We start from the raw sequence: 12,977 nt of genomic DNA on the forward strand, positions 1-12,977 counted from the left end.
CTTTTTCGTTTGATTATCGTTCCATTTCAGTGCAGCATTTCCATATCTGAAATTTTCTCTCGTTTTTGGAACATGCTGGACACACTCTCGGAACGACTTGCGGATCGCCTCAGGGAATTGCGGCAGGCCCGCGGCTGGTCGCTGGATCAGCTGGCCGCGCAAAGCGGGCTGAGCCGGGCCACCCTGTCGCGGCTGGAAAAGGGCGAGGTCAGCCCGACCGCACAAAGCCTCGGCCATCTCTGCGCGGCCTTCGGCCTGCCGATGTCGCGCCTGCTGATGATGGTCGAGGAGACATTCGACCGCAAGGTGCCCTATGAGAGGCAACCCGAATGGACCGATCCCGAGACGGGCTTTACCCGCCGGTCGGTCTCGCCCCCGGCGCCGGGGCTGAGTGGCGAGGTGCTGGAATGCCACCTGCCCCCCGGCACCGCCATCGCCTATGACGCGCCGCCGAAACCGGGGCAGGAGCATCATCTGGTCATGCTCGACGGGGCCTTGACGCTGACCGTGGATGGCACGCCGCACGAACTGAGCGCGGGCGACGGCCTGCGCTTTCACCTCTCGGGCCCCAACCGGTTCGAGACCGGACCGCAGCGCGGCGCCCGCTACATGCTGGTGCTGATATGATCGCGCGGTTGGGGCCGCAGGACTTGCCGGCGGCGCTGGAGGATCTGGCCGCGATCCTGCACGCCTGCGTGCAGGACGGGGCCAGCGTGGGGTTCATCCTGCCCTTCGAGAGGCCTCGGGCGCGGGCCTATTGGCGGGACCGGGTGTTTCCGACGGTGGGGCCGGGCGGCACGGAGCTGTTCGTGGCGCGCGACGGTGATCAGACCCTTGGCACGGTGCAACTGGTCATGGCCCAGATGCCGAACCAGCCGCACAGGGCCGATGTGGCGAAGCTGCTGGTTCATCCCGAGGCACGGCGGCGCGGACTGGGGCGGGCGTTGATGCAGGCGCTCGAGGCGCGGGCACGGGCATTGGGGCGCAGGCTGCTGGTGCTGGATACGCGCAGTTCTGACCCTTCACGGATCCTCTATGAAAGTCTCGGGTTCGAGATCGCGGGAGAGATCCCCAACTATTGCCGCAACCCGGTCGAAGAGCGGTATGAGCCGACGACCTACATGTTCAAGCAGCTTGCACCCTAGCGCTGGTTCCGCCCCACCTGGCGGCAGATCAGGATCACCGGCAAGAGACCCACGGCGAGGATGACCAGCGAGGGCACCGCCGCGCCCTCGAGCCGCTCGTCCGAGGCCAGCCGGTAGGCCTGCACCGCCAGCGTGTCAAAGTTGAAGGGCCGCATGATGAGGGTGGCGGGCAGCTCTTTCATCACGTCGACGAAGACGATCAGCAGCGCGGTCAGCAGCGACGGCGTCAGGATCGGCAGATGCACCCGGCGCAGCGTGCCCAGCGGGGTCTGGCCCAGCGACCGGGCGGCGGCGTCCATGTTGGCGTGAACCGTGCTCTGCCCGCCCTCGTAGGCGCTGAGCGCGGCAGCAAGGAAACGCACCATGTAGGCCGCCACCAGCAGCCAGATCGAGCCGGTCACCAGCAGGCCGGTCGAGATGTCGAAGGTCTCGCGCATCCAGGCGTCGAGCGCGTTGTCGAAGCTGGCGAAGGGCACCATGAGGCCCACCGCGATCACGCCGCCGGGCACCGCGTAGCCCAGCCGCGCCAGATAGGCCGCCGCGGCCGACTGGCGCCCCGGTTTCAGGCGTTGGAAGAAGCCGACGCAGATCGCGGCGCAGACCGTCACCACCGCGGCCGTTCCGGCCAGTGTCAGCGAGTTCTGGATGAAACCGACATAGCGGCGCGACAGCAGGTTCTGTTCGGATTCAAAACCCATCTGCACCAGCACGATGACCGGCAGCAGAAAGCCGAAAAGCACCGGGATCACGCAGAGCGTCAGCGCCGCCGCCGACTGCCAGCCCTTGAGCTGTGCGGCGGGCAGGGCCGTGTGGCGCTTGCCGGCCTGGTAGTATTTCGCCTTGCCCCGCTGCGCCCGTTCGGTGACCGCCATGAGCAGCGCAAAACCCAGCAGGCACAGCGCCAGTTGCGCCGCCGCGGCGCGGTCGGCCATCGAGAACCAGCTGGTGTAGATGCCGGTGGCAAAGGTCTGGACGCCGAAATAGGCGACGGTGCCGAAATCGGCGATGGTCTCCATCACCGCCAGCAGCACGCCCCCGGCGATGGCGGGGCGCGCCATTGGCAGCGACACGCGCAGAAAGGCCGACCACGGGCTGCTGCCGAGGGCGCGGGCGGCCAGAAAGGCGGTGGCACTTTGCTGCAGAAAGGCCGCGCGGGCCAGAAGATAGACGTAAGGATAGAGCACCAGCACCAGCATCAGCGCCGCGCCCTCGGTCGAGCGGATCTCGGGGAACCAGTAGTCGCGCGGCCCCCAGCCCGTCACCTGCCGGAGCGTCGTCTGCACGATGCCGGGGTGGTCGAGGATGAAGGTATAGGCATAGGCCAGCACATAGGCCGGAAAGGCCAGCGGCAGCACCAGCGCGATTTCCAGGATGCGCACGCCGGGAAAGCGCGTCATGGTCACCAGCCAGGCGGCCCCGACGCCGATGGAGAAGGTGCCGATCGCCACCAGCACCACCAGGATCACCGTGGTCGCGGTGTAGCGCGGCAGCACGGTGTCCATCAGGTGCGAGATCGTGTCGGTGCCGCCGGTCACAGCGGCCAGAAACACGGCCACCATCGGCAGCAGGCAGGCCGCGGCGATCGTGTAGGCCAGCGTGCCCAGCACCCGTGTACCCACCGCGCTGCGATGGCGCGAGCCGTGTTCTGAATATTCGATTTCGGCCATTGCCTCTGCACCGCTTGCGGCGCCCCATCGCGCCTGCCCCTTAATTGACCAAATTTATCGGAGATTCCAGTGCCAATCGGGACAGCGCCTGCCGAAACCGGGCGGGAAGGGCCCGGTTTTCAACGTATCGCTCCAGCCGGCAGGGCAAAATACATGCCGATCGCCGCCGGGCGGCGATCGGTTCACGGAGGCCGCAATCCGGGCTCAGTCGTAGACGCGCTGATCCTCGATCACCAGGCCATCCTTGGGCAGGGTGCCGGGGGCGACCACCTCGACCGCGCCTTTCAGCTTGAGCACCTCGATGACCGACTTGGCGTAGGCGTCCTTGTCGCCGCCGGGGCTTTCGATCTTGACGGTCATGGCATCCATCTCGCCGTCGCGGGTGGCGATCACGCGGGCCTTGACGATCTCGTCATGCTTTTCGACCAGCGCGGCCACCTGTTCGGGGCGCACGAACATGCCCTTGATCTTGGTGGTCTGGTCGGCGCGGCCCATCCAGCCCTTGATCCGCATGTTGGTGCGGCCGCAGGGCGACTGCCCCGGCAGCACGGCAGAGAGGTCGCCGGTGGCGAAGCGGATGAGCGGGTAGTCGGGATTGAGGGAGGTCACCACGACTTCGCCCACCTCGCCCGGTGCCACCGGCGTGCCCGTTCCCGGCGTGACGATCTCGACGATGACATGTTCGTCGACGATCATCCCCTCCATCGCGGGGCTTTCATAGGCGATGTTGCCCAGATCGGCGGTCGCGTAGCTTTGCAGGCAGGTGATGCCCCGGTCGGCATATTCCTGGCGCAGCGAGGGGAACAGCGCCCCGCCGCCCACGGCGGCCTTGGAGAACTTGAGGTTGACCCCCATGTCGTCGGCCTTGTCGAGGATCACCTTGAGGTAGTCGGGCGTGCCGGCATAGGCGGTGCAGCCCACGTCGCGCGCGGCGGTCACCTGCAGCTCGGTCTGGCCGGTGCCGGCGGGCAGAACCGCGGCCCCCACGGCGCGGGCGCCGTTTTCAAAGATCATGCCGGCCGGCGTCAGGTGATAGCCGAAACAGTTCTGCACGATGTCGCCCTGCCCGATCCCGGCCGCGTGCAGGAAGCGGCCCATGCGCCACCAGTCATGATCCACCCCGCCCGGCTCGTAGATCGGCCCCGGCGACTGGAAGATATGGGCGAACCCATGCGCCGGCTTGACGGTGAACCCCCCGAAGGGCGGGTTTTCGGCCTGGGCGCGGCTGAGTTCCGACTTGCGCAGCACCGGCAGCTGGGCCAGCGCCTCGGCCGAGGTGATGGCGTCGGGATCGACCCCCTCCAGCAACCGGGCAAAGCTGGCGGCCGTCTTGGCGCGGGCGATCTGCTGCGGCAGCTGCGTTGCGATGTCGGCCGCGCGCTCGTCCGCCGAACGGGTCTCGAGTGCATCGAAATACTGGGTCATGGACAGGTCCTCCATGCGCCGCGCGGGGCGCGACAGCTTGCCTGATTGAGATTCGGTTTACGTAGGGGCAGAACCCTGCATGCAATTGCATACCGTTCGCCCGTCGGATTTTGAGAAAGGATGGATTCTTGACCGGATTTGAGACCGCGGAGATGGACCGCCGCATCACGTTCCACGACGATATTCAGACCATGGAAGCGGATTTCTCGGGCTTTCATTTCGACAACGCGGAAACGGTCAACCGGTTCTACGACCGGCTGGAAGAACGCATTGCGCAGACCGGCGAAGAGCTTTGGTTCTTCCTGGTGAACCTCTACGGCACGCGCATCGACCCCGAGGCCTGGCTGGCCTATTCCCGCCGGGGAAAGGCGCTGAACCTGACGCACTCGATGGGATCTGTCCGGTTCGATCCCTCGGAGGAGACGCGGGCGCAGATCGAACGCGCGGCGAATACCGAGGCCTTCGATCCCAACCTGTTCGCGACGCGGGAAGACGCCCTTGCGCGCATCGCGCAGCTGCCCACCAAGCGCCGCAAGCGCATCCAGCACGACCCGAACTACACCGCGGCGGAGTTCGCGCGGCGCCTCGGCTTTGACGGCGAGGCCGGGATCATGGAGGTGGACTTCTCTCATTTTGTCTTTCATCACTCGCGCGACGTGAACGATTTCTATGACTACGTCGAAGAACGCATCCGCGAGACCGGCCGAAAGTGGTATTTTCTGGTCAATCTCAACGGCTGCGAGATCCTGCCGGCGGCGTGGGTGCAATATGCCCGGCGCGGCAAGCGGCTGAACCAGGCGGCGTCGCTGGGCTCGGTCCGCTATGCGGCCGGTTCGGAAACCGAGGCCGACATCCGGATGCGGGCCGAGTCGCAGGGGTTCCGCCCCAATATCCGGAACACGCGCCAAGAGGCGCTGGACCGGATTTCCGAGATGAAAGCGGAAGCCCAACACGCCTGATGCCTCACAGCCACCTCTTGCGGCGGCGATAGGACCGCACGTCGCGGAAGCTCTTGCGGCCTTCTTCGGACATGCCGAGGTAGAATTCCTTGACGTCCGGGTTCTCGCGCAGTTCGGCGGCGGGGCCGTCCATCACCACGCGGCCCGATTCCAGGATGTAGCCATAGTGGGCAAAGCGCAGCGCCACGTTGGTGTTCTGCTCGGCCAGCAGGAAGGACACGCCTTCCTTCTCGTTGAGATCCTTCACGATGGTGAAGATTTCCTCGACCAGCTGCGGCGCAAGCCCCATCGAGGGCTCGTCCAGCAGGATCGTCTCGGGGCGGCTCATCAGCGCGCGGCCCATCGCGACCATCTGCTGTTCCCCGCCCGAGGTGTAGCCCGCCTGGCTCTTGCGGCGCTCTTTCAGGCGCGGGAAGTAGGTGTAGACCAGTTCCAGGTCCTGCTGGATGTTGGCGCTGCCGTCCTTGCGGGTATAGGCGCCGGTCAGCAGGTTTTCCTCGACCGTCAGGTGTTCGAAACAGTGGCGGCCTTCCATCACCTGGATCACGCCCTTCTGTACCAGCTCGGCCGGATCCCGTTCGTGGATGTCCTCGCCGCGATACTTGATCGTGCCCTTGGTGACCTCGCCACGCTCGGAATGGAGCAGGTTGGACACCGCTTTCAGCGTCGTCGTCTTGCCTGCGCCGTTGCCGCCCAGCAGCGCGGTGATGCCGCCCTTGGGAACGGTGAGGCTGACGCCCTTGAGCACGAGGATCACGTGGTTGTAGATCACCTCGATATTGTTGACCTCAAGCAGGGTATCCGCCTGCACGTCGGTGGTTGTTGCCGCATCCAGCATCAGCACTTGTCCTCATGCCTGCCCCGTTCGGGGCTTGTCCGGTTCGGGGCGGCAGTCAGCCGCCGCCCCGTGTTTTCAGCTGCTCAGTTGCAGCGCGGTTCGATGTTGTTCTCGGCGGCATAGGCGCCCGAGTCTTCCTCGATCAGCGCGCCGATCACTTCGCCATCGGTCGGTTTGAAGTCCGAGATCAGCGTCCAGGTCTTGCTGGCCGCATCCCACTGGGTCACACCGACCAGCGCGTCACCGCCGTGGTTTTCGCAGGTAACGGTGAAGATCGGGCCGAAGTTCGGCAGGCCCAGCTCGGCCATCTTCTCTTCGGTCATCTCCAGTGCTTCCATGCCGTCGCGCATGTCGGCGGCGGTGATGTCGGCCTTGCCCGAGATCTCCTGTGCCTTCTTGGCGGCTTCGGCTGCCAGCATCGCGGCATAGAGACCACGGTTGTAGAGCACGGTGCCGACCTGATCGCCCGCGCCGGCAGCCTTGCCCGCGTCGAGGACGTATTTCTTCAGGTCGTCATACAGCGGATAGTCCGAACCCACGTTGTGGAAGGTCAGGGCCTTGTAGCCGTTGGCGCCGTCACCGGCGGGCAGCACGTCGTTTTCCGAGCCCGACCACCAGATGCCGATGAAGTTTTCCATCGGGAAGCGGATGTTGGCGGCTTCCTGGATGGCGACCTGGTTCATGACGCCCCAGCCCCACATCAGCACGTAGTCCGGCTTGTCACGGCGGATCTGCAGCCACTGCGACTTCTGCTCCTGGCCCGGGTGATCGACCGGCAGGGTGATCAGCTCGTAGCCGTGCTTCTTGGAGAGTTCTTCCAGCGTGCGGATCGGTTCCTTGCCGTAGGCCGAGTTGTGATAGACCAGAGCGATCTTCTTGCCGCTCAGATCACCGCCATTCTCTTCCAGCAGGTAGTTGATCGCGCCGGACGCGCCGTCCCAGTAGTTCGCGGGATAGTTGAAGACGTGGCTGAACACCTTGCCGTTCTTGGCCGAGGTGCGGCCATAGCCCATGGTGTGCATCGGGATGCCGTCAGCGGTCACCTTGGGGATCAGCTGATAGGTGATGCCGGTCGACAGCGGCTGATAGACCAGCGCGCCTTCGCCCTTGGTCGATTCATAGCATTCCACGCCCTTCTCGGTGTTGTAGCCGGTTTCGCACTCGATCACCTTGGCCGGAACGCCGCCGATACCGCCGTCACGCTCGTTCAGCAGGGTGAAATAGTCGGCATAGCCGTCGGCGAACGGAATGCCGCCCGCGGCATAGGGGCCGGTCCGGTAGCTCAGCGACGGGAACACCAGGTCGGCCATCGCCGGGCCTGCGGCCATCAGGGCGCTCAGCGCCACGGTTGCCAGTTTCATTTTCATCGGGTTTATCCTCCCTTGATTGGTCCGATGTAGTGGTGGGGCGGAATTGCTCACCCCTCTTGAATTCGGGCAAACCCCATCAATAGGGGAAGGGCCAGAGCCGAAGCTTCTCCTTCGCCACGCGCCACAGCTGCGCCAGCCCGTGCGGCTCGAGGATCAGGAACATGATGATCAGCGCGCCGACGATCACCAGCTGCAGGTGCGCCACGATGTCGGTGGGCCAGCCCATCCAGTCGGCGCCGAACACCTTGAGCACCACCGGCAGCAGCACCAGGAAGGCCGCCCCGGCGAAAGAGCCGAAGATCGACCCCAGCCCGCCGATGATCACCATGAACAGCACCAGGAACGATTTCTGGATGCCGAAGGCCTCGCCCACCTCGACCGCGCCGAGATAGAGGGCAAAGAACAGCGCGCCCGAGATGCCGATGAAGAACGAGCTGACGGCAAAGGCGCTCATCTTGGCCTTCAGCGGGTTCACCCCGATGATCTCGGCGGCGATGTCCATGTCGCGGATCGCCATCCAGGTGCGGCCCGTGGTGCCGCGGGTCAGGTTGCGGGCGATGATCGCGCTGGCGGTCAGGAAGATCAGGCAGAACAGGTAGGTGGCCCAGGCCGGCGCGTTGGGGCCGGTGATGATGATGCCGAACACGTCACGCTCGGGCGCGTTGATCTGGCCCGAGGCCGAGTAGTTGTAGAACCACGGCACCCGGTTGAACAGCCACACCAGGAAGAACTGCGCCGCCAGCGTCGCCACCGCCAGGTAGAACCCCTTGATGCGCAGGCTGGGCAGGCCGAACAGAACCCCCACCAGCGCGGTGATGCCGCCGGCAAGGATGACGTGGATGAACATCGACACTTCGGGAAAGGCGGTCATCAGCTTGTAGCAGGCATAGGCGCCCACGGCCATGAAGCCCCCGGTGCCGAGGCTGACCTGCCCGCAATAGCCCACCAGGATGTTCAGGCCGATCGCCGCGATGGCGTAGATCAAAAAGGGCAGCAGCAGCGCGTTGGCCCAATAGTCGTTGATGATGAAGGGGATGATGCCGAAGGCGACCACCAGGACCGCATAGTAGCGGTACCGGTCGAACTTGATCGGGAAGGTCTGGCTGTCGTCCCTGTAGGAGACCTTGAAGTCTCCGGCTTCACGATAGAACATGGTTCACTTTCCCCATTCTTCCTGCGCGCGGTTGCGGGTCGCGGCATCCAGTTGTTTCGACGTTTTTGCGTAGCCGCTGTCTTCGGCGGAACGCACCAGTTTCATGTAGGCGCCGATGCCGGTCACGAGCCCGGCAAAGGCCAGAAGTGCGGCGATCACGAGCTGTCGGTCGCTCAATCCCTCGGCGGTCAGGGCAAGGTAGCCGAAGGCCCAGAACCCGGACCAGGCGACGACGTTGATGATGGCGATCAGCTTCTTCATCCTGTCTTCTCTACCTCACGACACCGGCGAAGGTTCCGGGTGGGCGGGTGTCGTGGCGCCCTGGCGCCACGCGGTCGCCCTGCCCGGTCACACCCTCTCGATGATCTTCTCTCCGAACAGGCCCTGCGGGCGGAACACCAGGAAGATCAGCGCCAGCACATAGGCGAACCAGTTCTCGGTCGCGCCGCCCACCAGCGGGCCGACGGCAAATTCAAACAGCTTCTCGCCCACGCCGATGATCAGGCCGCCGACGATGGCGCCCGGGATCGAGGTGAAGCCGCCCAGCATCAGCACCGGCAGCGCCTTGAGCGCGATCAGCGACAGCGAGAACTGCACGCCCGACTTGGTGCCCCACATGATGCCCGCGACCAGCGCCACGAAACCGGCGACCGACCACACCATGACCCAGATGAAGTTCAGCGAGATGCCGACCGACAGCGCGGCCTGGTGATCGTCGGCCACGGCGCGCATGGCGCGGCCCTGCTTGGTGTATTGGCTGAAGGCCACCAGCGCCGCCACCAGAAGTGCCGCGATGATCGTCGCCACGATGTCCAGATTGTCGATGAAGAAACCGTAGCCGAAGATGTTGTAGGTGGTCTCGTCGATCCACAGGTTGATGCCCTGCGGCAGCCCGACGTCCAGCGTCTTGATCTCGGATCCCCACATCAGGTCGGCCACGCCTTCCAGGAAATAGGCCAGGCCGATGGTGGCCATGAACAGGATGATCGGCTCCTGTCCGACCAGGTGCCGCATGACGAAATGCTGCACCGCCCAGGCCAGCAGCACCATCACGCCCATCGTCAGGATGATCGCCAGCAGGGCTGGAATGTTCCATCCGAAATGCGTGATATGGCCGCCGAAAATCGCGTTGATCAGGTGCGCGAAGGGCACCTGTCCATTCATGATTCCGACCAGCGTCATGGCCGCGAACAGGGCCATCACGCCCTGCGCGTAGTTGAAGATGCCGGACGCCTTGTAGATCAGCACGAACCCCAGAGCCACCAGCGCATAGAGCACCCCGGCCATCAGGCCGTTCAGGATGACCTCCATCGCGTAAATCAACTGATCAGGCATGTTTGCCTCCCCTCGTGTCTGTCAGGCGGTCAGTCATGCGACACGCCCAGATAGGCGTCGATGACTTCCTTGTTGTTGCGCACCTCGTCGGGGGTGCCGTCGCCGATCTTCTTGCCGTAATCCATCACGACCACCCGGTCGCTCAGGTCCATCACCACGCCCATGTCATGCTCGATCAGGGCGATCGTGGTGCCGAATTCGTCGTTCACGTCGAGGATGAAGCGGCACATGTCCTCCTTCTCTTCGACGTTCATGCCCGCCATCGGCTCGTCCAGCAGCAGGAGCTTGGGCTCGGCCGCCAGGGCGCGGGCCAGCTCGACGCGCTTTTTCAGGCCGTAGGGCAGACGCGACACCGGCGTCTTGCGGATGTGCTGGATCTCGAGAAAGTCGATGATCTTCTCGACCGCCTCGCGGTTCTCCGTCTCTTCCGCCTCGGCCTTGCCCATCCACAAGCCCTGCTGGAGGATGTTGGTCTTCATGAAGTTCAGACGGCCCGTCATCACGTTGTCCAGCACGCTCATGCCTTCGAACAGGGCGATGTTCTGGAAGGTGCGGGCGATGCCCTGGCGGGCCACCTCGTAGGGCTTCATCGGCGGGCGTTTCTTGCCGTGGAACCAGACCTCGCCCTCCTGCGGGACGTAGAAGCCCGAGATCACGTTCAGCATCGAGGACTTGCCGGCGCCGTTCGGGCCGATGATCGCGCGGATCTCGCCTTCGCGGATGTCGAACGAGATGTCCTTGATTGCCACCACGCCGCCGAAGCGCAGGGTGATGTTCTTCATTTCCATCACCACGCCGCCGATCTTGCGACCGTCCTCGGTGACGTATCCTTCGGATGCATCAAGCATCGGCTACTCCCTTGTCTGTTCGGCAGGACCCCGGCTTGCGGGACGGTGGGCGGGGCGAGGCCCGCAGGGCGAGCGCCGCGCCTCCGGCCCGCCTCATTCCGCCGCTACCTTGTGCTGTGTCGCGGTCACCACGGGGGCGTCGACGATGGTCAGCGTCGCGCTGATCGAGCCCTTGCGCCCGTCCTCATAGGTGACCTCGGTCGTCGTCGTGACCGTCTCCGAGCCGTCATAGAGCGCCTCGATGATGTCGGCGTACTTGTCCTCGACGAACTTGCGGCGCACCTTGCGGGTGCGGGTGATCTCGCCGTCGTCGGCGTCCAGTTCCTTGTGCAGCACGACGAAGCGGTGCACCTGGCAGCCCGACAGCATCTCGTCGGCGGCGACCGACTTGTTCACCTCGGCCACGTGGTTCTTGATCGTCTCCAGAACCCGCGGGTGCCCCGCCAGTTCCTGGTACGAGGCATAGGCGATGTTGTTGCGCTCGGCCCAGTTGCCGACCGCGTTCAGGTCGATGTTGATGAAGGCGACGCAGTGGTCCTTGCCGTTGCCGAACAGCACCGCCTCGAGGATGTCGGGATAGAACTTGAGCTTGTTCTCGACATATTTCGGCGCAAACATCGAGCCATCGGCCATCTTGCCCACGTCCTTGGCGCGGTCGATGATCCGCAGATGCCCCGAGCTTTCCTCGATGAAGCCGGCATCGCCCGTGGCCACCCAGCCCTCGGGATCCTTGGTCGAGGCGGTGGATTCGGGGTTCTTGTAGTATTCGACGAACACGCCGGGCGAGCGGTAGTAGATCTCGCCGTTCTCGGCGATCTTCAGCTCGACATCGGGGGCCGGCACGCCCACCGTGTCGGCGCGCACCTCGCCATCGGGCTGGACGGTGATGAACACGGTGGCCTCGGTCTGGCCGTAGAGCTGTTTGAGGTTGATGCCCAGCGAGCGGTAGAACTCGAAGATCTCGGGGCCGATCGCCTCACCCGCCGTATAGCCGACGCGAATGCGGCTGTAGCCCAGCGTGTCCTTGAGCGGACCGTAGACCAGGATGTTGCCGAGGGCGTATTTCAGCCGGTCCATGAAGCCGACCGGCTTGCCGTCCAGGATGCGGCCGCCCACCTTCTTGGCGTGATCCATGAAATAGTTGAACATCCGCTGCTTGAGCGCGCTGGCGTCCTGCATGCGGATCATCACGTTGGTCAGCTGGGTTTCGAAGACCCGCGGCGGCGCGAAGAAATAGGTCGGGCCGATCTCGCGCAGGTCGGTCATCATCGTGTCGGCGCTTTCGGGGCAGTTCACGCAGAAGCCGCACCAGTAGGCCTGACCGACCGAGAAGATGAAGTCGCCGACCCAGGCCATCGGCAGATAGGACAGGATGTCCTCGTTGCGGGTCAGGTGGTCGAACTCGGCCGAGTTCTTCGCGCTTTCGATCACGTTGCGGTTCGACAGCACCACGCCCTTGGGCTTGCCCGTGGTGCCCGAGGTGTAGAGCATCACGCAGGTGTCGTCATAGGTGATCTCGGAGATGCGGCGGTCCAGCTCGGCGTCAAAGCGGAAGTGACCGGCACGCCCCTCGGCCATGATGTCCTCGAGCGCGTTCATCTGGCTGTGGTCGTATTTCCGCATGCCGCGCTTGTCGGTGTAGAGGATGTGCTTGACCTGGTGCAGGTTCTCCTGGATCTCGATGACCTTGTCGACCTGTTCCTGGTCGCCGCAGACCACGTATTTCGCGCCGCAGTGCTCCAGAACATAAGCCATCTCTTCGGCGACCGAATCCTGATAGAGCGGAACCGGAACGGCGCCGACCATCTGCGCGGCCACCATCGACCAGTAATGCGCGGGCCGGTTGCGCCCGATCACCGCGATGTGGTCGCCCTTTTCCACGCCAAGTTCGAGAAAGCCCAGCGCCAGCGCGCGGATCTCGGCCGCGGCCTCGGCCCAGGTCCAGCACTGCCAGATCCCGAATTCCTTTTCCCGATAGGCGGGGGCATCCCCGAACTGTGTCGCGTTGCGGTGTAGCAGCGCCGGAAGGGAGTGCAACCCTTCGGCGCCCGACTGCGTCTGAGCCAATGTCTTTCTCCTCCCCATCCCGGCCTCCTCCTGAAGCCGGAAGTGATCGCGAATGCGATTCTGCCCCGATTAGGGACGAGCAAATTGTTGGGCGTCAACTTTTTCCTGATGTTTTCCCAAATGTTACGAATTGTAACAGCCCGCCGAAACTTCGGCGGCGCCTGTCACAT

Annotated in this window: 12 protein-coding genes; 3 read left to right on the plus strand and 9 right to left on the minus strand. The window is 64.4% G+C overall.

The window, feature by feature from the left end:
• Positions 1-72: 72 nt before the first annotated feature.
• Positions 73-627: a helix-turn-helix domain-containing protein gene (locus AVO45_RS16620; protein WP_068349314.1), complete on the plus strand. Its 555-nt coding sequence runs from the start codon at positions 73-75 to the stop codon at positions 625-627.
• Positions 624-1,145, plus strand: coding sequence for a GNAT family N-acetyltransferase (locus tag AVO45_RS16625; protein WP_068349316.1), 522 nt, complete (start codon positions 624-626; stop codon positions 1,143-1,145). Before AVO45_RS16620 ends, AVO45_RS16625 begins: the two co-directional genes overlap by 4 nt.
• Here AVO45_RS16625 and AVO45_RS16630 read toward each other — a convergent pair.
• Positions 1,142-2,812, minus strand: coding sequence for an ABC transporter permease (locus tag AVO45_RS16630; protein WP_082688852.1), 1,671 nt, complete (start codon positions 2,810-2,812; stop codon positions 1,142-1,144). The genes AVO45_RS16625 and AVO45_RS16630 overlap by 4 nt on opposite strands.
• 204 nt (positions 2,813-3,016) lie before the next feature.
• Positions 3,017-4,237, minus strand: coding sequence for a phenylacetate--CoA ligase family protein (locus tag AVO45_RS16635; RefSeq protein ID WP_068349611.1), 1,221 nt, complete (start codon positions 4,235-4,237; stop codon positions 3,017-3,019).
• A 128-nt stretch (positions 4,238-4,365) separates the two neighbouring features.
• Between AVO45_RS16635 and AVO45_RS16640 the strand changes: the two genes are divergently transcribed.
• Complete coding sequence (locus AVO45_RS16640) at positions 4,366-5,196, plus strand: hypothetical protein (protein WP_068349318.1); 831 nt, start codon at positions 4,366-4,368, stop codon at positions 5,194-5,196.
• 4 nt (positions 5,197-5,200) lie between these two features.
• On the opposite strand, the gene AVO45_RS16645 is transcribed toward AVO45_RS16640, so the two are convergent.
• From AVO45_RS16645 to AVO45_RS16675, 7 genes are all read right to left on the minus strand, one after another.
• Positions 5,201-6,034, minus strand: coding sequence for an ABC transporter ATP-binding protein (locus AVO45_RS16645; RefSeq protein WP_068349320.1), 834 nt, complete (start codon positions 6,032-6,034; stop codon positions 5,201-5,203).
• 83 nt (positions 6,035-6,117) lie between these two features.
• Complete coding sequence (locus AVO45_RS16650; protein ID WP_068349322.1) at positions 6,118-7,401, minus strand: ABC transporter substrate-binding protein; 1,284 nt, start codon at positions 7,399-7,401, stop codon at positions 6,118-6,120.
• Between the two features lie 79 nt (positions 7,402-7,480).
• The gene (locus tag AVO45_RS16655; protein WP_068349324.1) at positions 7,481-8,557 is read right to left on the minus strand and encodes a branched-chain amino acid ABC transporter permease; all 1,077 of its coding nucleotides are present in this window, start codon (positions 8,555-8,557) and stop codon (positions 7,481-7,483) included.
• 3 nt (positions 8,558-8,560) lie between these two features.
• Positions 8,561-8,818, minus strand: a complete 258-nt coding sequence (locus AVO45_RS16660; protein ID WP_068349326.1) for a hypothetical protein — start codon at positions 8,816-8,818, stop codon at positions 8,561-8,563.
• Positions 8,819-8,905: 87 nt separating this feature from the next.
• Positions 8,906-9,892, minus strand: a complete 987-nt coding sequence (locus tag AVO45_RS16665; protein ID WP_068349327.1) for a branched-chain amino acid ABC transporter permease — start codon at positions 9,890-9,892, stop codon at positions 8,906-8,908.
• 29 nt (positions 9,893-9,921) lie between these two features.
• Entirely contained in the window at positions 9,922-10,740 is an 819-nt protein-coding gene (locus AVO45_RS16670) for an ABC transporter ATP-binding protein (protein ID WP_068349328.1), read from the minus strand.
• 93 nt (positions 10,741-10,833) lie between these two features.
• A complete protein-coding gene (locus AVO45_RS16675) occupies positions 10,834-12,825 on the minus strand; it encodes an AMP-binding protein (RefSeq protein ID WP_169796027.1) in 1,992 nt (663 codons plus the stop codon).
• Positions 12,826-12,977 lie beyond the last annotated feature (152 nt).

Source organism: Ruegeria marisrubri (assembly GCF_001507595.1).
GTDB classification, from domain to species: Bacteria; Pseudomonadota; Alphaproteobacteria; order Rhodobacterales; family Rhodobacteraceae; genus Ruegeria; species Ruegeria marisrubri.

Excerpts from the sequence above, each read along its gene's own strand:
- AVO45_RS16620 (WP_068349314.1), top strand. The coding sequence starts at position 73 with ATGCTGGACACACTCTCGGAACGACTTGCGGATCGCCTCAGGGAATTG.
- AVO45_RS16625 (WP_068349316.1), top strand. The coding sequence starts at position 624 with ATGATCGCGCGGTTGGGGCCGCAGGACTTGCCGGCGGCGCTGGAGGAT.
- AVO45_RS16630 (WP_082688852.1), bottom strand. The coding sequence starts at position 2,812 with ATGGCCGAAATCGAATATTCAGAACACGGCTCGCGCCATCGCAGCGCG.
- AVO45_RS16635 (WP_068349611.1), bottom strand. The coding sequence starts at position 4,237 with ATGACCCAGTATTTCGATGCACTCGAGACCCGTTCGGCGGACGAGCGC.
- AVO45_RS16645 (WP_068349320.1), bottom strand. The coding sequence starts at position 6,034 with ATGCTGGATGCGGCAACAACCACCGACGTGCAGGCGGATACCCTGCTT.
- AVO45_RS16650 (WP_068349322.1), bottom strand. The coding sequence starts at position 7,401 with ATGAAAATGAAACTGGCAACCGTGGCGCTGAGCGCCCTGATGGCCGCA.
- AVO45_RS16655 (WP_068349324.1), bottom strand. The coding sequence starts at position 8,557 with ATGTTCTATCGTGAAGCCGGAGACTTCAAGGTCTCCTACAGGGACGAC.
- AVO45_RS16660 (WP_068349326.1), bottom strand. The coding sequence starts at position 8,818 with ATGAAGAAGCTGATCGCCATCATCAACGTCGTCGCCTGGTCCGGGTTC.
- AVO45_RS16665 (WP_068349327.1), bottom strand. The coding sequence starts at position 9,892 with ATGCCTGATCAGTTGATTTACGCGATGGAGGTCATCCTGAACGGCCTG.
- AVO45_RS16670 (WP_068349328.1), bottom strand. The coding sequence starts at position 10,740 with ATGCTTGATGCATCCGAAGGATACGTCACCGAGGACGGTCGCAAGATC.
- AVO45_RS16675 (WP_169796027.1), bottom strand. The coding sequence starts at position 12,825 with ATGGGGAGGAGAAAGACATTGGCTCAGACGCAGTCGGGCGCCGAAGGG.